Source organism: Luteibacter sp. Sphag1AF, from assembly GCF_014192715.1.
In the GTDB taxonomy this organism is placed as follows: Bacteria; Pseudomonadota; Gammaproteobacteria; order Xanthomonadales; family Rhodanobacteraceae; genus Luteibacter.
Genome location: NZ_JACHYH010000003.1, coordinates 188169 through 211598, shown reverse-complemented (window position 1 = coordinate 211598; position 23430 = coordinate 188169). Strand labels below are relative to the sequence as shown.

Below are 23430 nucleotides of genomic sequence, written 5' to 3'. Positions count from 1 at the left end.
AGCTTGCGTCCTTTACGGCGTGACGCTGCTGAGCGCCACATAAGGCTCTTCGTGTGCCGTCGGGTGGTTGGCACGCCAGGCCTGCACGATGGCGCGCAGGCCGAAGAACACCATGGTAAGCACCAGCAGCATGAAAATGCCGGTAAGCGCCATGTCCACGCGGTTGTTCGTGACGATCTGCTGCATTTCCGGGACCGATTTGGCCGGGGCCAGCAGCGTGTTTGCTGCAATGGCGTCCGCATACTTCTGAGCGGCGGCGGTAAAGCTGATCCTGTCGTCAAACAGCTTCTGCCAGCCGGCGGTCAGTGTGCAGGCCACCAGCCACAGCGCGGGTACGGCTGGCACCAGCACGTAGCGTTCGCGCTTGAGCTTCACCGTCACGACGGTGGCCAGCATGAGCGCGATGGCTGCGAGCATCTGGTTGGCAATACCAAACAGGGGCCACAGGGTATTGATGCCACCCAGCGGATCGACGGCTCCCTGATAAAGGAAATAACCCCACAGGCCGACGCAGATCACCGTCGCAATGACGTTGCTGGCCCACGAATCGGTCTGCTTCAGCGGCGCGTGTATCAGGCCGGCAATCTCCTGAATCATGAAGCGGCCGACGCGGGTGCCGGCATCCACGGTAGTGAGGATGAACAGGGCTTCGAACAGGATGGCGTAGTGATACCAGAAGGCCATCATGCCTTCGCCGGGCAACACGCCGTGCAGCAGCTGTGCCATGCCTACGGCAAGCGTGGGGGCGCCGCCAGCGCGACTGAGGATCGTGCCTTCGCCGATGTTGCGCGCCGTGTCGCTGAGCTCCGCAGGCGTGACGAGGAAGCCCCACTGGCTGATCGTGGCCGCAGCATGTTCCACCGTGGTACCGATCAGCGCGCCGGGAGAATTCATCGCGAAATAGACGCCCGGGTGCAGCGAGGCCGCGGCAATCAGCGCCATGATGGCGACGAACGCCTCCATCAGCATGCCGCCGTAGCCGACCATGCGCGCTTCACCTTCGCTGGCAAGCAGCTTGGGCGTCGTGCCCGAGGCGATGATGGAGTGCCAGCCCGATACCGCGCCGCAGGCGATGGTGATGAACAGGAAAGGGAACAGGTTGCCCGAGAACACCGGGCCGCTGCCGTCGATGAACTTCGTGACAGCGGGCATTTGCAGCGTGGGCGCGGCGAGGAAGATCGCCAGCGCCAGCAGGGCGATGGTGCCGATCTTGAGGAAGGTGGACAGATAGTCGCGCGGGGCCAGCAACAGCCACACAGGCAGCACGGATGCGAAGAAGCCGTAACCGATCAGCAGCCAGGCGAGCGCCTTGGGGCCGAAGTCGAACAGTGGGGCCATCGTCGGCGACGTGGAGACCGTGGCGCCGTACCAGATGGAGCCCAGCAGCAGTACCAGGCCGATGATCGACACTTCGAGAATACGGCCGGGGCGGATATATCGCAGGTACACGCCCATCAGCACCGCGATGGGAATGGTGCACGCCACAGTGAAGGTGCCCCACGGGCTGTGGGTTAGCGCCTTGACTACCACCAGTGCCAGCACCGCCAGAACGATCATCATGAGGACGAGGACGCCCACCATCGCGATGACGCCAGGCACTTCGCCCAGTTCCTCGCGCAGCATGTTGCCCAGCGAGCGGCCATCGCGCCGGAGCGAGAGGCCCAGAATCATGAAGTCCTGCACCGCACCGGCAAAGACCACGCCGATCAGGATCCAGAGCGTGCCGGGCAAGTAGCCCATCTGCGCGGCGAGAACAGGTCCGACGAGTGGGCCCGCGCCAGCGATGGCCGCGAAATGGTGTCCGAAAACTACCCATTTGTCGGTGGGCACGTAATCGAGACCGTCGTTGCGAAGCACGGCGGGTGTGGCGCGCGACGGGTCCATTTTCAGCACGTGTGTGTTGATGAACCGGCTGTAGAACCGGTAGCCGATCAGGAAGACGGCTACCGAGGCTGTCACCACCCAGATGGCATTGATCGGTTCGCCGCGCCTGAGCGCGACCACGCCCAGACACCACGCGCCCACAATGGCGATGGCGGCCCAGAGGATCTTGCCTGCTGGACTCGGTTTCGGAATGGCGGTTTGCATGTGGTAACTCCCCTTGCGGATGCAGTAAGGGTCGTCCCGTGCGTGTCGGTGGTCAATGCCAATCCCGGGGCGCCCGTATTAGCCATTGGTCGTATGGCGTCACCGCGGTTGCCGTGCTGCACCGCAGCGTCCTGTGGCTTTTACGCGGCGGGGCCTGCGCTTTCCGGGCCCCAACGGTGGCATAGTGTCCGCATTGACCTTCGTGAGAGTCAGCATGATTCGCGACATTCTGAAAATGGGTGACGAGCGCCTGCTGCGCATCGCGCCTCTTGTCCCGCCCTCGATGGTGGGCAGCGCCGAACTGGAAACGCTGATTGCGGACATGTTCGACACGATGCACGACGCAGGCGGTGTCGGCCTTGCCGCTCCGCAGATCGGCGTGGACCTGCAACTGGTGATTTTCGGTTTCGACAGCAACGAGCGTTACCCGGACGCGCCGGCCGTGCCCCGCACGATTCTGCTCAACCCTGTCATCACGCCGCTGTCCCAGGACATGGAAGAGGGTTGGGAAGGCTGTCTGTCTGTGCCGGGCTTGCGTGGTGCGGTCAATCGTTACTCGTTGATCCGCTATCAGGGCATTGATCCGTCGGGTGCGCCCATCGACCGGACGGCCGAAGGCTTTCATGCGCGCGTGGTGCAGCACGAATGCGATCACCTGATTGGACGGCTATATCCTTCGCGAATTACCGACTTCGCAAAATTCGGCTACACCGATGTGCTGTTCCCCGGACAGGATATGGGTGACGACTGACCCTCCTGGCGTGGACGCCGGGCCCACACGATAAGGAGATAGGTGATGCGTGCCATGTGGAAAGGACAACTGCTTGCGGAAAGCGACGATACGGTCGTGGTAGAGGGGAATCATTATTTCCCGGAGGCGTCGCTGGTAACGGGATTTTTCCGCACCAGCAACACACACTCACGATGCCCGTGGAAGGGCATCGCGAGCTATTACGACGTGGTAGTCGGCGAGGACGTGAACACCGACGCCGCGTGGTTTTACCCCGAGCCTTCTGAAGCTGCCAGCGCCATTCGGGGCCGGGTGGCATTCTGGAAGGGCGTTGAAATCAGCTGACCTCAGACCTCGGCCAGCGCTTCAACCAACACCAGAAGTGCGTTGCGTCGCTCCCGTGGTAACCGGGTGACGAGGCCAACCAGCCGTAGCTGATCGCGGGTTTCCGGGCGGTACATGGCGGGCGCCTCCCGAACGCCGGTTGCACCATCGGGTGCACCTCTGCCTGTAGCCAGCCATTCAAAATTGACCCCGAAACGTACGGCCATGTCGATCTGCCTTGCCAGTTCTGGCAGGCCTTCGGCATTCAGCCATTTGCGAGCGGTTTCACGGCTGACGTCGAAAAGGTCCGCGAGCTGAGTGGTACGCCCGCGGCCTTTCTTGAGTCCAGCCATATCAAGCGCCATGTGCAGGCGCTGGGAAAAACCTCGGTTACAAGAGGGCATGACAACTCCGGTTCAATGCGATCGCGTCCTTGACCCGGCTATTGTTCGTTAGCAACGCGCGATCATCGTCGCTTTCAGGTTGTGGAACTCGGCAAGTTGTCCATGGTTTGTCTCTTCAGCCCCGATATCCGTTGATCGACACGCGCAGTTTGTCGGCTGCCTGGCGCGCCGCGGCTGCGAAGTCCTCATCGCTGGATGCATAAAGGATGGCCCGCGAGGAGGAGATCATCAGGCCTTCACCCGTTTGGGTTTTTCCGTGGCGCATGACGGCTTCAAGGTCGCCACCCTGTGCTCCAATGCCCGGCACGAGCAATGGCATGTCGCCTACAACGGCGCGCACTTTGCCAAGCTCTTCTGGCCATGTGGCACCCGTTACGAGTGCGCAGTTTCCGTTGCTGTTCCATTCGCGGGCGATGGTTTCAGCCACGCGCAGATACAGCGGCTGGCCACCGCAGTCGAGTGCCTGGAAGTCTTTACCGCCAGGATTGGATGTGCGGCAGAGCAGGATCACACCCTTGTCAGCGCGTTCCAGGAAGGGCGCGACCGAGTCGTGACCGAGGTACGGGTTGAGCGTGACGGCGTCGGCGGCGTAGCGGTCAAACGCCTCGCTGGCGTAGTGCTTCGCGGTGGAGCCAATGTCGCCGCGCTTGGCATCAAGGATGACCGGGACGCCGGGGTGACGATCATGGATGTGGCCAATGAGGCGTTCCAGGGCGTCTTCCGCGCGCTGTGCGGCGAAGTGGGCGATCTGCGGTTTGAACGCGCAGACCAGATCGGCTGTGGCATCGACGATGTCGCGGCAGAACGTGAATATGGCATCGCTGTCGCCTGCGAGCGATGCAGGCAGTCGGCCGGGCTCCGGATCGAGGCCGACACAAACCAGTGAGTGGTTACGACGCGAGGCGTCCTTCAAAGACTGCATGAAGCGCATGGTGTACCCCGCAAAAATCTGGCGCTTGAGAGTGGCTTGAGAGCAAAACGCAGGAGGCGGGCACGTGGCCCGCCTCCTTTGGAAGTTCTTCAGACGAGCTTCTTGTACTTCACACGCTTCGGGCCGGAATCGTCGCCGAGGCGGCGCTTCTTGTCAGCTTCGTATTCGTTGTAGTTGCCCGGGAAAAACTCGACGTGCGAGTCACCCTCGAACGCGATGATGTGCGTGGCAATGCGATCAAGGAACCAGCGGTCATGGGAAATGACCATGGCGCAGCCGGGGAATTCCAGCATCGCATCTTCCAGCGCACGCAGCGTTTCGACGTCCAGATCGTTGGACGGTTCGTCAAGCAGCAGCACGTTGCCACCCTGCATCAGCGTCTTGGCCAGGTGCAGACGGCCGCGCTCACCACCGGACAGACTGCCCACGATCTTCTGCTGGTCGGTGCCCTTGAAGTTGAAGCGGCCGATGTATGCGCGCGACTGAAGTTCGTAGCGACCGATGGTGATGATGTCGGCGCCATCGGACACTTCTTCCCACACGTTCTTCTTCGGGTCGAGGCTGTCGCGCGACTGGTCGACGTAGGCCAGCTGCACCGTATGGCCCAGCTTCACTTCGCCCTTGTCCGGCTGTTCCTGGCCCGTGATGAGCTTGAACAGCGTGGACTTACCCGCACCGTTGGGACCAATGACGCCGACGATGGCGCCCGGCGGCACCTTGAACGACACATCGTCGATCAGCAGGCGGTCGCCGAAGGACTTGGACACGTTCTTGAACTCGATGACTTCCTGGCCCAGGCGCTCGCCCGGCGGAATGTAGAGTTCGTTGGTTTCGTTGCGCTTCTGGTACTCGACCGAGTTCAGTTCCTCGAAGCGGTTGATACGCGCCTTACCCTTGGACTGACGTCCCTTGGCGGCGGAGCGCACCCATTCCAGTTCGCGGGCAAGCGCCTTCTGGCGGCCCTTCTCAGCGGCTTCTTCGCGGGCGAGGCGCTCGCTCTTCTGTTCCAGCCACTCGGTGTAGTTGCCCTTCCAGGGAATGCCACGGCCGCGATCCAGTTCGAGGATCCATTCGGCAGCGTGCTCAAGGAAGTAGCGGTCATGGGTGACGGCCACGACGGTGCCCGGGTAGTTCTGAAGGAACTGCTCAAGCCAGTCGACCGATTCAGCATCCAGATGGTTGGTCGGTTCGTCCAGCAGCAGCATGTCCGGCTTGGAAAGCAGCAGGCGGCAGAGTGCCACGCGACGCTTTTCACCACCGGACAGCGGGCCGATTTTTGCATCCCACGGCGGCAGGCGCAGGGCGTCGGCCGCCACTTCGAGCTGGCGTTCCAGCGCATGCGCGTCGTTGGCGGCCAGCACGTTTTCGAGGCGCTGCTGTTCTTCAGCCAGCTTCTCGAAGTCGGCGCCGTCTTCGGCGTAGGCCGCGTAGACCTCCTCCAGGCGCTTCTGGGCGTCCAGCACTTCGGACACGCCTTCCTCAACTGCCTCGCGGACGGTCTTCTCGGGGTCCAGCTGCGGCTCCTGGGCCAGGTAGCCGACCTTGATGCCCGGCGCGGCGCGAGCCTCGCCCTGGAAATCGGTATCCACGCCGGCCATGATCTTGAGGACGGTGGACTTGCCGGCGCCGTTCAGGCCCAGAAGGCCGATTTTGGCGCCGGGGAAGAAGGACAGGGAAATGTCCTTGATGATCTGACGCTTCGGGGGGACGATCTTGCTGACCCCGTTCATGGTGTAGATGTATTGCATGGGCGCTCCGTCAGGCAATGCCGCGCCCCCGGCTGAGGGCCGGGTGGGCAAACCCTTATTGTAACTGGTCTGATGCGGGGCGGGCGGTCGCGGGCATGCCCGGGCGCATGGGTCAGCGGGGCCAGTGAAGGGCGTCAGGCCGCGGTGGCCCTGGGTTTCCTGGAAGTAGGTTGGCCGGGCGTCGCATGGACGCCAACCGGTTACATCCTAAGGAATGCTCATGAATTCGCCCCTCATCCTCAGGGCTTCGCTGCTGTCATTGGCCGTGGCCGCCTGCTGGCCCGGCGCCGGCGTACGGGCGGCCATCGCAGCCCATCCCCTACGGCAATTCGAGGCCGCCGTGCAGGCTGGCCTGCCTGCTGCCGTGCATTTCAACGTGGGGAGCGGCATGACCAGAAAGGGGGAAGCCGGTAGCGACAGCATGGCCGGACCCGCGGCAGGCGACCTGGTGGTCGAGGAATCGCTGGATATCGACGTCGTATTCCCGGGCAAACCGCCCGGAAGCATGTATGCGGGCCTGTGGCAGGGCGAGCCCGCTGTCATGACGTATTCCCGCGGACACCTGGACATCACCGTTGTGGGGGAGGGCGGGGTGACGGTGTCCGGGTTCACCGATAACTCCGAAACCCCGCATACCCATGCTGCGGGAGAGGCGGGAAACGATAACGTACCGACCCAAGCCGCTCTGACGCGGGCGTCATTGCCCGAAGGGCCGGGTCCGGCACCCCGATACCCCGACAATGAACTCACGTTCTACTTCTTTCCCCATGACGACATCCGGGGGCGAAAGGTCGAGGACATTCACGCCGACTTTGTTGCCTGGTGGGCGGCCGACATGCGGCGGCTGTTTCCGGGGCGGCCCATCCATGTGCTTTTCAGCGGGCACGTGGATGGGGTCACGGACATGCGCTACGGGGACAGGCAAACCCTGGATCGGTGGGCGGATACGGCGCACAACTTCGCGGTGATCGAAGGCCTGCCCACCGAGTCCCGTTCGTGGCGGCACAAGTATGTGTTGCTGGTGAGAGAGTTGCCCTATCCGGGCGTGGCAGGTGTGGCAATTCAGGGTGGCAATGCAGCGCTGGCGTCACTGCGCGGCCCGTACACGGTGGTGGCGCATGAGATCGGGCACACGATGGATGCCTCCCATGAGCAGGCCGAGTTGCAGTTCAATCCGTGGCCGTGCGAAACAAACACGTACGCGGCGCCCATCCTGCTTCGCACCAATTGCTACCGGTACAGCACCGGCAACCTGGGGCGCATGGCGGCGCATTACTTTGATGGCCCCGCTGTGACCGATGGGCACGGCGATTCGCCGGTGCGCGAAGTTCAGGATCTGCCGTAACAGGCGACCTGTGCCGTGCCGCCATGACTTCGTGGCTGCCGGCACGGCGCAGGTCTGGCGTCAATCCGCAGGTGGACGTCCCATGTACTCCACATGGCGTGCGATACGCGCCATGTTGGCGGGTGAGTAGACATAGCAGTTATGCAGCAACGGGGCGTCGGGCGAGCGCATGTTGGTCTGGCAGGGCCAGAGCCACGAGCCCCATTGGGTCAGTCCGTCCCTGTGCGTGGCACCCAGCAGATGCCCCGCTTCGTGCGCCAGCGTCCGGTAGCGTGCCTGGAGGGAAGCGGCCGCCACGCCCGCAGAAGGCATGGCTACTCCCAGTCTTCCCTTGACCGGATCGCCGTCAGTCAGAAGTATGTAGAACCGCTTCCACGTGTGACGGAGCCCTCGCTCAGCGCGGTATTGGCCGACCCTGGCGCCCCAGTCGGACAGCATTTGCGGATGGCCATACGGGACATCGCTCAGGCTGGGCGTAGAAACATAGGAGAGCACTACCGGATCGTACGGCAGCACGTTCTTCTTCAGGTCACTCAGCCACCACGCCACGTAGCGTGCGTGAATGAATGGCGTCCGCGATGCGCGAATTTCATCGTGCATGACCAGCATGAACTCGATGGGCTCGCTGATATCGGCCTCGGCGGTGGGCGGGGGAACCGTGTCGTCGTCAAGAACGTCGTCCTCTTCGTTTTCCTGATTGTCCGGATGGCCGCTGGCCTCCTGTCGTCTGGTTGTCGTGCGGACGTCTGGCCAACGCGACGAGTCGCCCGACGGCTGCCCTGAGGCGAAACTGATGACCGATACGCCGTCCGCAGTGACCTCAGTGATATCCAGTCGCTCCGGCGAGCGGGTGATGGACACCGGTGCGCCATGAAGCTCGCCCTCATACATGTGAGCCTGTCTGCCATCGGGCAGGTTTACTGTCACGGGAAGAGGCGCGATGACGGTCAGTGAAAGGGGAGCCTGGCGCGCATGGTCGTCGTGGGCACTTTGCGGGATAGTCAGCGTATGGGGTAGATCGTGCGAGACGGCGGCATCGAACGCATCAATGACGGTATCGCCGGCCTGGGTGAGTGCATTGCCGTGGGCGTTGTGATTTCCGGGCGCGTGCGCGCTGACTGGCCCGGTAATCCATAACAGGGCGATGGCGGCGGCCGTGGCGGCCCGCGTATGGGTAGGACTCATGAAGTGCTCCGTGGCGTGAGTGACGCGTGCGCAGACATTGCGCATGCGTTCGTGGGTTCCTTCCGGTCAGCGCCGGTCAATGAATCCGCACACCGCGTTTCAGGTCCTCATCCACCGGTTCGCTGGCCATGGTGGAAACATACTCGCGTATCGCCGCTTCGTTGCCGCGTGCATACCGGTAGCAGTTGGCACGCCACAGAAGGGGTGGTTCGTACATGTTGGTTTCGCACGCCCACCAGCCATCGCGACGAATTTCAGCGTGGTCGTGTGTGGCGCCCAGCGTGTGGCCCAGTTCGTGCGCCACGACGCTGTAGCGGCCGATGCCGATGGATGCAATCGCGGCGGAACCCCGGACCCATGCCTGGCCGGCGATGTCTTTCGTCACGCCGTCGTTCACGAGAAGCACATAACGGTGCAGTGGAGACAGCGGGATGTCGTAACGGTGCACATAGGCGCTCACGGCACTGGTCCAGTCTTCCAGCGACTGCTCGTGCCCGTACGCGATGTCGGTCAGGTCGGGAATGTTGGCGCGGTAGTAAATGAGCGGGCGCTGCTTCTGGATGACGGGCTCGTTCCGGAGAATATTCATCGAGAGATCCGCTACCCACCATGCGACAAAGTCCGCATGCACGTGCGCCGGGAACGTGATTCCAGTGTCATCGTGGATCACCACGTTGAAGGTCAGCCGCTCCGGGTCGATGATTGCGTTATGTGACAGAGCCTGCGCCGCCGGGCCGCGTGCTGCTGTTGTCATGCGCGGTGCGGGCGTCGGTGTGTCCACTTTGCCTGGGCCGCTGTGCTCGATTTCGGCGGAATTTCCGTCAAAACCCGTGCGCTCGATACCGTGTTCCGTCGCAACCGATATGTCCAGGTGATCGCCAAAGCGGATGGCGATGGCGGGCTTCGCGTCATACGTGGCGTTGTACATCAACGCAGAGGTTCCGTCAGGGAAAATGACATCGGCATGGATCTCTTCGTGGATGACGAGGTTTTCCGGCATCGTGCGGCCCGTAGCGCGCGTGGCATGGCCCGGTATGGCCACGCTTGCGGGAAGGCCGGAGGCAACCGCGTGATCAAAAGCTTCGAGGGTAGCGTTGCCCATGGATGCAAGCGCGTCGGTGCAGGAGAGGATGCCTGCGATAGCGATGAAAATGAGAGAGCGTGTCCGTGTGAATGTGCGCATGAGGTCTCCTTGCCATGCGTGGTTGCAGCACGCCGGGCGGCGTGCAATTGACCAGTATTCGCAACGTCGCGCCCGTTCCTTGCAGGCTTATTCCTCTGCATGTCCTTCGGGAGGGAGGTTTCTTCCGTAGGGCGTTTTTCCCGTCATGAAATGGCGCGTCAGCTGACGCGCCATTTCATCCCGCAGCGTGAAGACTATAGCGGCGGCAGGTGATGGTATTCGCGGATCAGGGCGGTGTTGCCGACGCTGTACGTGTAGCAGGGGACACGCCTGCCTGCTTCCTTCCACATGGTGGTGACGCAGCTTTGAAGCAGCCCGGCTTCGCGCTGTGCGGCGCGCTCATGAACTCCCCCCAGCATGTGGCCAATTTCATGCGCGGCCACATCGCTGCTGTAGGCCACGGATGCCATGCCCGAATAGCCCTTCAGGAAGGCATATCCTGCGGCGCCCGGCTCGACGTGCTTGCCGTTGACCAGCAACAGGTGGCGCACGTAGCCAAAGGGCTCCTGGGGAGAGAGGATCTTGGTGACAGCGTCTCGCCAATCGTACAGTGCACGGTCATACCCGTAAGTGAAGTCGGTTACGCCGGCGACGCGGCGACGAAGCTCCACGTACACCTTTCCTTCCGGCATGACCTCGGTTTCCATATGCTTGATCCATCGCGTGAACTGCGCGGCAAGGATCGCTTCGTCCGAGAGCTCGACATCATCATGCACGAGCGCGGCGACCCGGACTTCCGGTGGCTTGCCGTCCTGGGAATCGGTCTGGTCGCCCTGCTGATCACCGGTTTCAACGGTGTCGTCCTTGTACTCCGGCATGAACTGCTCCGGGGCGTTGGGGATCGTGTTGTGATCCACGCGGCGGCTGCCGCGCGTGTAGCCGGTCACGTGCAAACCATCTTCTTCGGCAACCGACACGGACAGCGTGTCGCCGGCACGAATGGCGAAGCCCTCGCGGCCGCCGTCATTCACTTCCCAGATCGTCGCATCCCGTCCGTCGGACAGCAGGACCTGGCTGTTCAGGCGCTCGACGAGGCGGAGGGACGAGTCAGAAGGCTGGGCAGCCGGGCGGCGCAGGCGGGCTCCGGAGTCGCGGGCAGCAACCTGGGCGTCGAAGTCCTCGACCATGCGGGCAGGGTCCGTGGGAGGGGATGCGTGGCTCAGGGAGGCGCCGATGCACAGGCTGAGTGCGCAAATGGCGCGCACGCGCTTACGATCCATGTGATTCATAGATATTCCTTCAAGGGGATTTCGGTTGTGGGGATGAGCGGGAAGCGCCCGCGGCGAAGCGTAATTGAGAGCTATGCCCACGTACGCGCCCAACTGTCATCGCGAGGCGGCGCCTTACACGGATTAGGGCTGGCGCCCTCAAAAGCCCTTCCGGGCAGTCTCAAGGCAGGGTGGGAGCGCTCTGCTAACTCCCCTCCGGCGCAGCCACCGCCCCGCCCCGGCGCCAGTGGCCGCAAAGGCCCGTGGGCGTTACACTTTCGGTCTTCCCCTATCCCACGATTGAGGTCTTCGATGTTCCCGAAGGATTGCACCATCGCCGGTTACGACGACGAACTGGCCAAGGCCATCTCCCTGGAAGCTCGTCGCCAGGAAGATCACGTCGAACTGATCGCCTCGGAGAACTACGCAAGCCCGCGTGTGATGGAGGCCCAGGGCTCCGTCCTGACCAACAAGTACGCCGAAGGCTATCCGGGCAAGCGTTACTACGGCGGCTGCGAATATGTGGATATCGCCGAGAAACTGGCGATTGACCGCCTGAAGCAGCTGTTCGACGCCGACTACGCCAACGTGCAGCCGCACTCGGGCTCGCAGGCCAACCAGGCTGTGTACTTCGCGCTGTTGCAGCCGGGCGACACGATCCTGGGCATGAGCCTCGCCCACGGTGGTCACCTGACCCACGGCGCCAAGGTCAATCTGTCCGGCAAGATCTTCAATGCGATTCAGTACGGTATCCAGCCGGACACCGGCCTGGTCGATTACGACGAAGTCGAGAAGCTTGCCGTCGAACACAAGCCGAAAATGATCGTGGCCGGTTTCTCGGCCTATTCGCAGGTACTGGACTGGGCGCGCTTCCGCGCCATTGCCGACAAGGTCGGTGCCTACCTGTTCGTGGACATGGCGCACATCGCCGGTCTCGTGGCCGCCGGCGTGTACCCGAGCCCGGTGCCGCACGCCCACGTGGTGACCTCCACCACGCACAAGACGCTGCGTGGTCCGCGCGGCGGCATCATCGTGGCGAAGGGTGCTGGCGAAGAGATCGAGAAGAAGTTGCAGTCCGTGGTCTTCCCCGGCATTCAGGGTGGCCCGCTGATGCACGTGATCGCCGCGAAGGCTGTCGCGTTCAAGGAAGCGCTTGAGCCTGCGTTCACCGAATACCAGACTCAGGTCGTGAAGAACGCCAAGGTCATGGCGAAGACCTTCATGGAACGCGGTTACCGCATTGTCTCCGGCGGCACCGAAAACCACCTGATGCTGATCGACATGATCGGTCGTGACGTCACGGGCAAGGACGCGGAAGCCGCTCTTGGCAAGGCACACATCACCGTCAACAAGAACGCCGTTCCCAACGATCCGCGTTCGCCGTTCGTCACCTCCGGTCTGCGCGTTGGCACGCCCGCCATCACCACGCGTGGTTACAAGGAAGCCGATACGGTGGAACTGACCCAGTGGATCTGCGACGTGCTGGATGCGCCGGCTGATGAGGCCGTGATCGCTGCCGTGCGTGAAAAGGTCACGGCTCAGTGTGCACGCTTCCCGGTGTACGGCTGAGGCTCCGGGGCCTGACGCCCGAGCATGCATTGTCCTTTTTGCCAGCATGAAGATACGCGCGTCATCGACTCCCGTCTGACCGAAGACGGGAGCACGGTGCGCCGTCGCCGCGAGTGCCCGCAGTGTGGCGAGCGTTTCAACACGTTCGAAACCGCGGAACTCAAACTTCCCGCCATCGTCAAATCCGGCGACCGGCGCGAAGCGTTCGACGAACAGAAACTACGCGTGAGCTTCGAGCGCGCATTGCAGAAGCGCCCGGTGATCAGCGACGCGGTGGATGTCGCCGTGCGCGCCGTCACCAACGACCTGCGTCGGTGTGGTGATCGCGAAGTTCCCTCCCGCCAGGTGGGTGAACTGGTGATGCGCGAATTGAAGAAACTCGACCAGGTGGCTTACGTCCGCTTTGCATCGGTTTACCGGCGCTTTGAAGACGTGCACGCGTTCCGCGAGGAAATCGAAAAACTGGAGCGCGACCTCCCTGCGTCGGAGGGCTTGCAGCTGCCATTGCTGGACGCCGCGAAGCGGGGCAGGAAAGGCTCGTGACCACGCGGCCTTTCTTTCCGGCCCTGGATCATGTCCACATGGCGCACGCACTGCGCCTTGCGGCCAACGGCCTTCACACCACCCAGCCCAACCCCCGCGTGGGTTGCGTCATTGCGCGCGGCGACACGGTGCTGGGCACAGGCTGGCATCCGCGTGCGGGTGAGCCGCACGCCGAAGTGTTCGCGTTGCGCGAGGCGGGCGAATCCGCCCGGGGCGCAACCGCCTACGTGACGCTTGAGCCCTGCGCGCACCACGGGCGCACGCCGCCATGTGCGGATGCGTTGATTGCAGCAGGTGTGGGACGCGTGGTGATCGCCGCGGAAGATCCGTTTCCCCAGGTTGATGGCGCTGGGATTGCGAAGCTGCGCGATGCAGGCATTGGCGTGCAGCTGGGTTTGATGCGCGATCAGGCGCGCGAACTCAATATCGGCTTCTTCAGTCGCATCGAACGGCATCGGCCCTGGGTACGCGTAAAGCTCGCCATGAGTCTGGATGGCCGTACCGGGCTGGCGAACGGTGAATCGAAGTGGATCACGGGCGAAGATGCGCGTGCTGATGTGCAGCGTTATCGTGCGCGCAGCTCGGCAATTCTGTCTGCCAGCGGCACCGTGCTCGCCGACAATCCGCACCTGACGGTTCGCTTGCCAGGTGACGATGCCTTCGTGGCCCCCATGCGGGTGATCCTGGATCGGGAACTCAAGACGCCAGCGGGCGCTCATGTGCTTGATGATGCCGCGCCCACGTGGCTGCTGCACGCCGACGACGTCGCCGTACCTGCGCACCTTCAACATGTGAAGCGAGCTGCCATCCGTCGCGATGGCGATGGTCTGGACCTTGCTGCCGTGATGCACTGGATGGGTCGTCACGACATCAACGAAGTGCACGTCGAAGCCGGCCCCACGCTGTGCGGTGCGTTGCTTGCTGCCGGTCTGGCCGACGAAATGATTCTGTATATCGCGCCTGTGTTGCTGGGTCACACCGGCCGCCCGCTGCTCAATCTGCCGCCGCTGGACGACATGGCATCCCGCTGGAAGCTGCGCACGACAGAGCGCCGGCAGGTGGGTGATGACATGCGCCTGACCCTTCGTCCCGGCGGATGATTCCGCTTCGCGACGTACGCTGGGGCATCATCGGGTGCGGCAACGTGACCGAGGTCAAGAGCGGTCCTGCATTTTCCCTGGTGAATCATTCCTCGCTGGTGGCGGTGATGCGTCGCGATGGCGCGTTGGCGGCCGACTACGCGCGCCGGCACGGCGTGCCCCGCTGGTATGACGACGCAGCAGCCCTGATCGCCGATGACGAGGTCAACGCCATCTACGTGGCAACGCCGCCTTCATCGCATCGCGACTACGCGCTGATGGCCATCGCTGCTGGCAAGCCGGTATATATCGAGAAGCCCATGGCGCTCGATCACGCGCAGTGCCAGGAGATCATCGCGGCGGGCGAAGCGGCTGACGTGCCGGTATTCGTGGCTTACTACCGCCGCCGCCTGCCTCGTTTCCTCAAGGTGGCGCAGCTACTCGCTGAAGGCGCCATTGGCCAGCCGCGCATCGTCAACACCATGCTTCATCACCCGCTGGAAGACCGCTACCGTGATCCGGCCAACATGCCCTGGACGGTGCAGCCGGCCATTTCAGGCGGCGGCATCTTTGTGGACATTGGCTGTCACACGCTGGATATCCTCGATTTCCTGCTGGGGCCGATAGTCGACGTGCGCGGCATGACCTCCAATCAGCTGGGTGCCTATGCCGCGGAGGACACGGTGGCGATGAGCTTCGCGTTTGCCAGCGGCGTGCTGGGCACGGGCCTTTGGACGTTCGGCGCGGATCGGCGTGAGGACCGCACCGAGATCATTGGCGACGCTGGCCGGATCATGTTTGCCACGTTCGGCGAGTCGCCCATCCGGCTCGAAGCGGGCGGCCAGGCCCAGGAATGGGCCATTCCGAATCCGGCGCATATCCAGCAACCCCTGATCGAAGCCGTGGTGGCCGAGCTCACCGGCACGGGGCGCAGCCCGTCCACGGCCCTGACCGGCGCCCGGACCCAGTGGGTCATGGATCAGGTGCTCCGGGCTTGAGCCCCGGACTGCCAACCCCCACGTGGTATCCTTGTGAGCGTCGGTCGATCCAGGCCGGCTCTCAAGTAACGTCTTCAGGGCGGGGTGAAATTCCCCACCGGCGGTAGGTCCTCACAAGGGACAAGCCCGCGAGCGCCATTGCCACCTGGGTGATGGGTCAGCAGATCTGGTCCGATGCCAGAGCCGACGGTTGAGGTGGATGCCTTTGGGCAATCACCCGAAAGTCCGGATGAAAGAAGACGGCCGGCAGGCTTTCCCTTGCAGGGAAGGTGTGTCGCCACGCGCCTTGGGGCGTTTTTCGCACGGCATAACGCGGGAAACGTTTCATGAAAAACCAGTATCGCAACACCGTCTCCCCAGCGGGAGGCGTTCACTGATGTTCACCGGCATCATTCAGACCGTGGGCCGCATTGCGCGGCTGGAACCCCGGGGCGGCGATGTTCGCCTGGTGGTCGGCACCGGCAATCTCGACATGAGCGATGTCGCCCTCGGCGACAGCATTGCTGTGTCCGGCGTTTGCCTCACGGTAATTTCGTTCGACAAGGACGGCTTTGCCGCCGACGTTTCCAACGAGACGCTGGCCCACACCACGCTGGGCAAGCACAAGCCGGGTGACCCGGTGAATCTGGAGAAGGCACTTCGTCTGGCTGACCGTCTGGGCGGCCATCTGGTGTCCGGTCACGTCGATGGTGTGGGCAAGGTTGTATCCGTGACGCCTGACGGGCGTTCGCAGCGCTGGACGTTCGAAGTGCCTGCGGGCATTGCGCGTTACATCGCAGCCAAGGGCTCCGTCTGCATTGATGGCACCAGCCTCACGGTCAACGAAGTGGCCGGCTCGCGCTTTGGCGTGAACCTTATTCCGCATACCGTGGAACACACGGCATTTGTGGCTCGACGCGCGGGGGATGCAGTCAACATCGAGGTGGATGTGGTGGCCCGGTATGTGGAGCGTCTGCTCGCATCCGGCGACGCGCCGCGCCTGGATGAAGCCTTTCTCAAGCAGCACGGGTTCGTCTGATCCACGCTTTTCCTTTCTGGAACACCTCCATGCCGTTCAATACGATTCCTGAGATCCTCGAAGACATTCGCGCAGGCAAGATGGTCGTCATTCTTGACGATGAAGACCGCGAGAACGAAGGCGACATCATCATGGCCGCCGAGAAGGTGCGCCCTGAAGACATCAATTTCATGGTGCGCGAAGCGCGCGGCCTGTTGTGCCTGACGCTGACCGAGCAGCGTACCCGCCAGCTTGGCCTGCGTCCGATGGTCAACGACAACCATTCGCCGTACCACACCAATTTCACTGTCTCGATCGAGGCTGCGGAAGGCGTGACCACCGGCATTTCCGCGCATGACCGCGCACATACCGTGCAGGTAGCAGTCGCAGCCAACGCGCGGCCGTCGGACATCGTGATGCCGGGCCACGTGTTCCCGCTGACGGCGAAGGCGGGCGGTGTGCTGACGCGTGCGGGGCACACGGAGGCCGGCTGCGATCTGGCGGCGCTGGCAGGCATGGGTGAAGCCTCGTCCATCCTGATCGAAATTCTTCACGACGATGGCTCGATGGCCCGTCGCCCGGAGCTTGAGCTGTTTGCGCAAAAGCACGGTCTGAAGATCGGCACCATTGCCGACCTCATCCACTACCGCCTCGAAACGGAGAAGACGGTAGAGCGCGTGCACGAAGAAGACGTGGACACTGAATTTGGCCGCTTTCACCTCGTTGCGTGGCGCGATGCCATTCGCCGTGATCTGCATTTCGCGCTGACACGCGGGGAGGTGTCCAACGGCGAACCCGTGCTGACCCGTGTGCATGTACGCAACACGCTTTCGGACGTACTGCATCTGCGTCGTGCGGACCTGGGGCATACCGTTACCGAAGCGCTGCGTCGTATCGACGAGGAAGGTCGCGGGGTGCTGGTGCTGCTGTCTGGTGAAGATTCCGCTGATGCATTGCTGGCACGGCTGAAGGGTCAGGTCGAGGCGGTGCCTGCACCGAAGGACCAGCACCGCGAGTGGCGGGAAAACGGCCTGGGTGCGCAGATTCTTGCTGACCTCGGTGCACGCCGTCTGCGCGTGATGGGTACCCCGCGCAAGCTGGTAGGCATTGCGGGCTTCGGGCTGGAAGTGGTCGAGCAGGTTGGCTGAGCGCGCGTCCCGCGCCACTATGTCCCGCCCGTTCGTTATTGCCTGAGGATTCCGATGCAGCCATCCCGCGACATTCGCCTGATTGCCCCTTCCGGTTACCCGCACGATACCGGGGCCATGCAGCGTGGCATCGGCCGGCTGGAGGCATCGGGACACCGGGTCTCGGGCATGGATGTGCTCGAGCGGCGCTATCTGCGCTTTGCCGGCAGCGACGAAGCGCGGGCGGCCGACATCAATGCGCTGGCCGACCCCTCGCAAGCCCTGCCGGATCTCGCGCTGGCCGTGCGCGGCGGCTATGGCGCACACCCCGTGCTGCCGCTGCTGGACTACGACGGACTGCGCGAGCGCCTCGGCGCGTCGCCGGTGCCGCTGGTCGGGCACAGCGACTTCACGGCGATCCAGTGTGCGCTTTACGCGAAGTCCGGCCTGGTGACCTTCGGCGGGCCCATGCTGGGGCCGGACTTTGGTGCACCGGACGTCGATGAGATGACCATGGACCATTTCTGGCAAACCCTCAGTGCATCGCAGGGGCGCGCGTCGTGGAGTCCGTCCGGACTCGCGGTGGTCGATGTGGAAGGGCTGCTCTGGGGCGGCAATCTGGCCATGCTGTCGGGCATGGTGGGGTCACCGTATTTCCCCGGCATCGACGGCGGCATCCTCTTCGTGGAAGACGTGGCCGAGCCGCCCTACCGGGTGGAGCGCATGCTCTACCACTTGCTGTATGCCGGCGTGCTGGGGCGCCAGAAGGCCCTGATCCTCGGGGATTTCACCAGCTACCGGCTCAGCCCCTACGACAACGGCTACGACCTGGATATCGCGTTTGAACGCATCGCTGCGGCGGCCGGCATCCCGGTGATCCAGGGGCTGCCGTTTGGACACGATGTCCGCAAGTTCACGCTGCCGTTCGGCGTTCCGGCCCGTCTCAGGGTGGAAGGCGACGAGGCAGTTCTCACCTTCGCCGGGCAGCCTCACCTGCGCCCGGCCGAAAACCCGTAAAATACCCGGCCGCCTGGCTGCCGACGCCATCGAAGGAAATGCACGCATGAACATCATCGAAGGCGATTTCGCCACGCCCAAGGGCCGCTTCGCCATCGTTGCCGGCCGCTTCAACAGTTTTGTAGTCGACCCGCTGGTTGCCGGTGCCCGCGACGTCCTCGTCCGCCACGGTGTGGCCGACGACGCCATTGACCTCATCCGCGTGCCAGGCGCGTGGGAAATCGGCCTTGCCGCACACAAGATCGCGCAGTCCGGCAAGTATGCCGCCGTGATCGGCCTGGGCGCCGTCATCCGTGGCTCCACGCCGCATTTCGACTACGTGGCCGGTGAAGCCGCCAAGGGTCTGGCTCAGGCTGCCTACGTGTCGGGCGTGCCCGTACTCTTCGGTGTGCTGACGACCGACAGCATCGAGCAGGCCATCGAACGCGCCGGTACCAAGGCCGGCAACAAGGGAGCCGACGCTGCCATGGTCGCGCTTGAGATGGTCAACCTGTACGCGAAGCTCGGCTCATGAACAAGCCTTCCGGAATTGATCTCGCCGCCCGTTCGCGTGCCCGCCGCCGTGCCCTCCAGGCGCTGTATGCGTGGCAGATGAGCGGCAGCAACATGGGCAAGGTTATCGAACAGTTCCGCCACGAGCAGGACATGGAAGTGGCCGACGAGGAATACTTCGAAGACCTCCTGCGTGGTGTCGAGCGTCACGTGAAGGAGCTGGACGAAGGCATGAAGCCGTTCGTTGACCGCGAAGTCGACCAGATCGACCCCATCGAGCGTGCAGCACTGCGCCTGGGTGCGTACGAGCTGAAGTTCCGTCCCGACGTGCCGTACCGCGTGGTGATCAACGAGGCGGTGGAAGTCACCAAGCGTTTCGGTGCCGATCACGGCCACAGCTACGTCAATGGCGTGCTCGACAAGCTCGCCACGCACTGGCGCACCGCGGAAAAGCGTTCCTGATCCGGGCGCATCGACGCCAGCGCGCTCACTCCACATACCGAGGGCTCGCATGGAATTCGATCTGATCGGGCGCATCCGCCAGCGCACCGATACCCCGCGCGACGACGTGATCACTGGCATCGGCGACGATGCTGCCGTCGTCGCGGTTCCCGCCGGGCGTCAGCTCGCGGTGGCCATCGACACGCTGGTCGAAGGCATCCATTTTCCCGTGGGCACGTCGCCCGCCGACATTGGCTGGAAGGCGCTTGCGGTCAATCTTTCTGACCTTGCGGCCATGGGTGCCACGCCCGCGTGGGCGTTGCTCGCGCTTTCCGTGCCTGCGGGCGACGCGGCGTTCTTTGACGGATTAGCCGACGGCTTCGCGCAATTGGCGGCGTCCTATCGACTGTCGCTGATCGGTGGTGACACCACGCGCGGGCCGTTGACGGTCAGCGTGGCGGTGCACGGTTTTGTGGCGCCCGGCGAAGCGTTACTGCGCAGCGGCGCACGCGTGGGCGATGTGGTGATGGTTACGGGCACGCTGGGCGATGCCGCCGCAGGACTGCGCTGCCTCGATGAACCGGACATCACCCCGTACGCCGCGCTGATCGAGCGTCTCAATCGTCCTGTGCCGCGCGTCTCGGCTGGACAGGCCCTGCGCGGGATTGCCACGGCGTGCATCGACGTCTCGGATGGCTTGCTCGCCGACCTCGCGCATATCTGCACGGCCAGCGGCGTGGGTGCCGACATCGACGCACCGATGCTGCCCCGCTCTTCTGCGTTGCTCAGCCACTTCGACGAGGCCGTGACGCTTGAGTTCGCCTTGTCCGGCGGCGACGACTACGAACTTTGCTTCACCGTGCCCGCCGACCAGGCGGCCGAGGTATCGGCTGATCTGGCGACGCTGGGCTGTGGTGCCACGCGCATCGGCCGCATCGTGGAAGGGCAGGGCGTGCGCGTGCTGAATGCCGATGGCCAGGTGTTGCAGCCGTCGCGCGATGGCTGGGATCACTTTGCATCATGACCGGCAAATACGTACTGGACGCCGCAGCGCGGCGCCGACTGCTCGCCACCCCCGCCGGATGGATCGCGTGCGGCTTCGGTTCGGGCCTGACGCCCAAGGCGCAGGGCACGTTCGGATCGCTGGCTGCCATCGCGCCATGGCTGCTGTTGCGTGACCTGTCCCTGGTCGCATGGCTTGTTGTGATCGTGCTGGGCTTCGCGCTTGGCGTCTGGGTCTGCGACATCGCCGGTCGTGCGCTTGGCGTGGCGGATCACCGCAGTGTGGTCTGGGACGAATTCATCGGCCAGTGGATCGCGTTGCTGCCTGCGCTTGTGGCGCCGTGGTGGGCCGTGGTCGCAGGGTTTGCCCTGTTCCGCCTGTTTGATGTCTGGAAGCCCTGGCCCATCGGCTGGGTGGACCGGCGCGTGAAGGGCGGCATGGGTGTCATGATCGACGACGTGCTGGCAGGTATCTTCGCCGCGTTGGTGCTGGCGATTCTTCTCCATTTCATCCGCTGAAGGGTGCCCCATGGAATACCGTCGACTGGGCCGTACCGGCCTCAAGCTGTCCGCGCTGTCGTATGGCGCGTGGGTCACCTTCGGGCGTCAGGTGGGCCGAACCGATGCGCGCGAGATCATGGCGCTGGCCTATGATCGTGGCGTCAATTTTTTTGATAACGCGGAAACGTACAACGCTGGTGAGGCCGAGCGCCTGATGGGTGACGTGCTGGCTGATCTGCGTTTTCCGCGCGACAGCTACTGCGTATCCAGCAAGGTATATTTCGGTGCCACGACGCATCCATCGCCGACGCAGCGCGGCCTTTCCCGCAAGCATGTGACCGAGGCCTGCCATCAGGCTCTCACGCGCCTGCGCGTGGATTATCTGGACCTCTACTTCTGCCACCGTCCCGACCCGGAAACGCCGATTGCGGAAACGGTATGGGCGATGGATACGCTGATCCGCCAGGGCAAGGTCCTGTACTGGGGCACCAGTGAGTGGTCGGCGGAGGAAATCGCCGAGGCGCATGACGTGGCGCAGGCGGCACATCTGCATGCACCCAGCATGGAGCAGCCGCAGTACAACCTCCTGCACCGCGAGCGCGTTGAGGTGGAGTACGAGTCGCTGTACGAGCGCTACGGCATGGGCACGACGGTATGGTCGCCGCTGGCGTCCGGACTGCTCACCGGCAAGTACAACGAGGGCATTCCCGATGACTCCCGCATGGCGCAACCGGATTACGGCTGGTTGCGCGACCTGATGCTGGAAGACAATGGCGCGCGTCTGAAGGCCGTGCGCAAGCTGGCTCCCATTGCGCAGGATCTGGGTATTCCGCTGAGCCAGATGGCCCTCGCGTGGTGCCTGAAGAATCCGAACGTCTCCACGGTAATGCTGGGGGCAAGCCGCAAGGAACAACTGGCGGACAACCTCGGCGCGCTGGAGCATGTGGCGAAGCTGGACGATGCGACGATGCTGCGGATTGAGCAGGCGCTTTCGTAAATCGTCGGGAGCCAGCTCGCTCACCTAAAAGCGCAACTCTGCGGGACGGAGCCTGCGAGCGATGGACTGCTCGCTTCATCCTTTCAGATATCGCCGTAAAGCGCCTGTAGCGCCGCAATCGCGGCAAGCCCGGCCGTTTCCGTGCGCAGGATGCGCGGCCCCAGTCGCAGGCCGGTGAAGGATGCCGCGGCCAGCGCCGCACGATCACGCTCACCAAACCCGCCTTCCGGCCCGATGGCCAGCATCGCCGACCCACTGAGTGCCAGCTCGCCCGGACGGTGCGTCCCTTCCGGCAGCAAGGCGAGGCGTGCCGTGTTGCTGTCCTGTAAAGCCGACAGCCAGGCAGACAGCGGCTGCGCCGCTTCGATCACGGGAAGCCGCGCACGCCCGGACTGCTCGCACGCGCTGGCCGCCACGGCTCGCCAATGCAGCAGGCGCTTCTCAGCCCGCGCGGCATCCAGCTTCACCTCCGACCGCTCGGTAATCAGCGGCACGATGCGCGCGATGCCCAACTCCGTGGCCTTCTGCACGATGAGATCCATTTTCTCGCCCCGCGCTACGCCCTGGGCGAGCGTGAGTGCCAGCGGAGATTCGTTCTCCAGCATTCGCGCGTCGCCCACGCTGACGATGACTTCGCGCTTGCCCACGGAGGTGATGGTGGCAGCGTAGTCACACCCATCGCCGGAAAACAGGATCAGCGGATGCCCCACTTCCAGCCGAAGCACGCGCGCCACATGTTCACCCGCCTGGGCAGGCAGCATGAGCTCGTGGCCGGTGGTAAGCGGGGTGTCGACGTGAATGCGGATGTCGCGCATGGGCTGGCTGGCTGGCGAGGGAATGAGGCATTGTAGCGGGCGTCCTTCCTCTCTCAAGGAAACCTCCGTGACGCCTGTCTGGTACTTCGATTTCATTTCGCCTTTTGCATGGCTGCAATGGCCACGGATCAAGGCGCTGGCCGATGAGCGCGAGGTGACGCTTCGTCCCTTTCTGTTCGGTGCGCTGCTCAACGAACTCAACATTCGCGGACCTGCCGAAATTCCGCACAAGCGTGAATTTTCCTATCGCTATGCCCTTTGGCGCGCCCGCCAGGCAGGACAGCCCATGCGATTCCCTCCTGCCCACCCGTTCAATCCGCTGCCAGCGCTGCGCCTTTGCGTGGCGGCAGGCACCACGATTGCCGCCACCGATGCTGTTTTCAGTTGGATATGGGCACAGGGGCGGGCAGCAGATACACCTGACGCGCTGGCGTCGCTGGCCGATTCGCTGGGCATCACCGACCTACACGCCGCGCTCTCGTCACCGGAGGTGAAGGCGACACTTCGTGCCAACTTCGACCACGCTATGGCGGCCGGCGTATTCGGCGTGCCGACGCTGCAACTGGGGGAGGACTTGTTCTGGGGAGCCGACGCGCACGAGTTTGCGCTGGCATGGCTGACTGATCCGGCCCTTCGTGACGACGCGGAGATGCTCCGCGTGTCCGGACTTCCCGTGGGACTATCGCGGCTGTGACGCCGCGATAGT

24 protein-coding genes and 1 riboswitch are annotated in these 23430 nt (G+C 63.7%); of the genes, 16 read left to right on the top strand and 8 right to left on the bottom strand.

Annotated elements, in window-relative coordinates; translation table 11 throughout:
- Nucleotides 1-12 precede the first annotated feature (12 nt).
- Nucleotides 13-2088, bottom strand: a complete 2076-nt coding sequence (locus tag FHW69_RS10490; RefSeq protein WP_183423005.1) for a carbon starvation CstA family protein — start codon at nucleotides 2086-2088, stop codon at nucleotides 13-15.
- Between the two features lie 214 nt (nucleotides 2089-2302).
- Here FHW69_RS10490 and def point away from each other — a divergent pair, with 214 nt between their 5' ends.
- Nucleotides 2303-2839 carry a peptide deformylase gene (gene def / locus FHW69_RS10485; protein WP_183423004.1) on the top strand — a complete coding sequence of 179 codons (537 nt, stop codon included), beginning with the start codon at nucleotides 2303-2305 and terminating at the stop codon, nucleotides 2837-2839.
- A 45-nt stretch (nucleotides 2840-2884) separates the two neighbouring features.
- Nucleotides 2885-3163 carry a DUF427 domain-containing protein gene (locus FHW69_RS10480; protein ID WP_183423003.1) on the top strand — a complete coding sequence of 93 codons (279 nt, stop codon included), beginning with the start codon at nucleotides 2885-2887 and terminating at the stop codon, nucleotides 3161-3163.
- Between the two features lie 2 nt (nucleotides 3164-3165).
- On the opposite strand, the gene FHW69_RS10475 is transcribed toward FHW69_RS10480, so the two are convergent.
- The 3 genes from FHW69_RS10475 to ettA all read right to left on the bottom strand — a co-directional run bounded on the left by FHW69_RS10475 (nucleotide 3166) and on the right by ettA (nucleotide 6225).
- The gene (locus FHW69_RS10475) at nucleotides 3166-3495 is read right to left on the bottom strand and encodes a helix-turn-helix domain-containing protein (protein WP_183423002.1); all 330 of its coding nucleotides are present in this window, start codon (nucleotides 3493-3495) and stop codon (nucleotides 3166-3168) included.
- A gap of 166 nt (nucleotides 3496-3661) precedes the next feature.
- Nucleotides 3662-4477 carry an orotidine-5'-phosphate decarboxylase gene (gene pyrF / locus FHW69_RS10470; RefSeq protein WP_183423001.1) on the bottom strand — a complete coding sequence of 272 codons (816 nt, stop codon included), beginning with the start codon at nucleotides 4475-4477 and terminating at the stop codon, nucleotides 3662-3664.
- Nucleotides 4478-4566: 89 nt separating this feature from the next.
- Nucleotides 4567-6225, bottom strand: coding sequence for an energy-dependent translational throttle protein EttA (gene ettA / locus FHW69_RS10465; protein WP_183423000.1), 1659 nt, complete (start codon nucleotides 6223-6225; stop codon nucleotides 4567-4569).
- A 220-nt stretch (nucleotides 6226-6445) separates the two neighbouring features.
- Here ettA and FHW69_RS10460 point away from each other — a divergent pair, with 220 nt between their 5' ends.
- The gene (locus tag FHW69_RS10460; protein WP_183422999.1) at nucleotides 6446-7570 is read left to right on the top strand and encodes a hypothetical protein; all 1125 of its coding nucleotides are present in this window, start codon (nucleotides 6446-6448) and stop codon (nucleotides 7568-7570) included.
- Between the two features lie 60 nt (nucleotides 7571-7630).
- Here FHW69_RS10460 and FHW69_RS10455 read toward each other — a convergent pair whose 3' ends face one another.
- From FHW69_RS10455 to FHW69_RS10445, 3 genes are all read right to left on the bottom strand, one after another.
- Nucleotides 7631-8755 (bottom strand): hypothetical protein, encoded by a 1125-nt coding sequence (locus FHW69_RS10455; protein ID WP_183422998.1) that lies wholly within the window; start codon nucleotides 8753-8755, stop codon nucleotides 7631-7633.
- Nucleotides 8756-8831: 76 nt separating this feature from the next.
- Complete coding sequence (locus FHW69_RS10450; RefSeq protein WP_183422997.1) at nucleotides 8832-9938, bottom strand: reprolysin-like metallopeptidase; 1107 nt, start codon at nucleotides 9936-9938, stop codon at nucleotides 8832-8834.
- Between the two features lie 194 nt (nucleotides 9939-10132).
- Nucleotides 10133-11167 (bottom strand): reprolysin-like metallopeptidase, encoded by a 1035-nt coding sequence (locus FHW69_RS10445; RefSeq protein WP_183422996.1) that lies wholly within the window; start codon nucleotides 11165-11167, stop codon nucleotides 10133-10135.
- Nucleotides 11168-11458: 291 nt separating this feature from the next.
- Between FHW69_RS10445 and glyA the strand changes: the two genes are divergently transcribed.
- From glyA to FHW69_RS10385, 12 genes are all read left to right on the top strand, one after another.
- A complete protein-coding gene (glyA, locus tag FHW69_RS10440; protein WP_183422995.1) occupies nucleotides 11459-12715 on the top strand; it encodes a serine hydroxymethyltransferase in 1257 nt (418 codons plus the stop codon).
- 24 nt (nucleotides 12716-12739) lie between these two features.
- Complete coding sequence (gene nrdR / locus FHW69_RS10435; protein WP_183422994.1) at nucleotides 12740-13258, top strand: transcriptional regulator NrdR; 519 nt, start codon at nucleotides 12740-12742, stop codon at nucleotides 13256-13258.
- Nucleotides 13259-13296: 38 nt separating this feature from the next.
- Nucleotides 13297-14358 carry a bifunctional diaminohydroxyphosphoribosylaminopyrimidine deaminase/5-amino-6-(5-phosphoribosylamino)uracil reductase RibD gene (gene ribD / locus FHW69_RS10430; RefSeq protein WP_183423241.1) on the top strand — a complete coding sequence of 354 codons (1062 nt, stop codon included), beginning with the start codon at nucleotides 13297-13299 and terminating at the stop codon, nucleotides 14356-14358.
- Nucleotides 14358-15335 (top strand): Gfo/Idh/MocA family oxidoreductase, encoded by a 978-nt coding sequence (locus tag FHW69_RS10425; protein WP_343204012.1) that lies wholly within the window; start codon nucleotides 14358-14360, stop codon nucleotides 15333-15335. The genes ribD and FHW69_RS10425 overlap by 1 nt, the downstream gene beginning before the upstream one ends.
- A 66-nt stretch (nucleotides 15336-15401) precedes the next feature.
- Nucleotides 15402-15580, top strand: a riboswitch (FMN riboswitch).
- A gap of 131 nt (nucleotides 15581-15711) precedes the next feature.
- Nucleotides 15712-16353, top strand: a complete 642-nt coding sequence (locus FHW69_RS10420) for a riboflavin synthase (protein WP_183422992.1) — start codon at nucleotides 15712-15714, stop codon at nucleotides 16351-16353.
- 29 nt (nucleotides 16354-16382) lie between these two features.
- Nucleotides 16383-17480, top strand: coding sequence for a 3,4-dihydroxy-2-butanone-4-phosphate synthase (ribB, locus tag FHW69_RS10415; RefSeq protein ID WP_183422991.1), 1098 nt, complete (start codon nucleotides 16383-16385; stop codon nucleotides 17478-17480).
- Nucleotides 17481-17534: 54 nt separating this feature from the next.
- On the top strand, nucleotides 17535-18476 hold the full coding sequence (gene ldcA / locus FHW69_RS10410) for a muramoyltetrapeptide carboxypeptidase (protein WP_183422990.1): 942 nt from the start codon (nucleotides 17535-17537) through the stop codon (nucleotides 18474-18476).
- A gap of 46 nt (nucleotides 18477-18522) precedes the next feature.
- Nucleotides 18523-18990 carry a 6,7-dimethyl-8-ribityllumazine synthase gene (ribE, locus tag FHW69_RS10405; protein WP_183422989.1) on the top strand — a complete coding sequence of 156 codons (468 nt, stop codon included), beginning with the start codon at nucleotides 18523-18525 and terminating at the stop codon, nucleotides 18988-18990.
- Nucleotides 18987-19430 carry a transcription antitermination factor NusB gene (gene nusB / locus FHW69_RS10400; RefSeq protein ID WP_183422988.1) on the top strand — a complete coding sequence of 148 codons (444 nt, stop codon included), beginning with the start codon at nucleotides 18987-18989 and terminating at the stop codon, nucleotides 19428-19430. The genes ribE and nusB overlap by 4 nt, the downstream gene beginning before the upstream one ends.
- A gap of 49 nt (nucleotides 19431-19479) precedes the next feature.
- Nucleotides 19480-20433, top strand: a complete 954-nt coding sequence (thiL, locus tag FHW69_RS10395; protein ID WP_183422987.1) for a thiamine-phosphate kinase — start codon at nucleotides 19480-19482, stop codon at nucleotides 20431-20433.
- On the top strand, nucleotides 20430-20930 hold the full coding sequence (locus FHW69_RS10390) for a phosphatidylglycerophosphatase A (protein ID WP_183422986.1): 501 nt from the start codon (nucleotides 20430-20432) through the stop codon (nucleotides 20928-20930). The genes thiL and FHW69_RS10390 overlap by 4 nt, the downstream gene beginning before the upstream one ends.
- A 10-nt stretch (nucleotides 20931-20940) precedes the next feature.
- A complete protein-coding gene (locus FHW69_RS10385; protein ID WP_183422985.1) occupies nucleotides 20941-21909 on the top strand; it encodes an aldo/keto reductase in 969 nt (322 codons plus the stop codon).
- A gap of 83 nt (nucleotides 21910-21992) precedes the next feature.
- Here FHW69_RS10385 and FHW69_RS10380 read toward each other — a convergent pair whose 3' ends face one another.
- Nucleotides 21993-22724, bottom strand: a complete 732-nt coding sequence (locus FHW69_RS10380) for a 16S rRNA (uracil(1498)-N(3))-methyltransferase (RefSeq protein ID WP_183422984.1) — start codon at nucleotides 22722-22724, stop codon at nucleotides 21993-21995.
- A gap of 67 nt (nucleotides 22725-22791) precedes the next feature.
- Here FHW69_RS10380 and FHW69_RS10375 point away from each other — a divergent pair, with 67 nt between their 5' ends.
- Nucleotides 22792-23418 carry a 2-hydroxychromene-2-carboxylate isomerase gene (locus tag FHW69_RS10375; RefSeq protein ID WP_183422983.1) on the top strand — a complete coding sequence of 209 codons (627 nt, stop codon included), beginning with the start codon at nucleotides 22792-22794 and terminating at the stop codon, nucleotides 23416-23418.
- The last annotated feature ends 12 nt before the right edge of the window (nucleotides 23419-23430 follow it).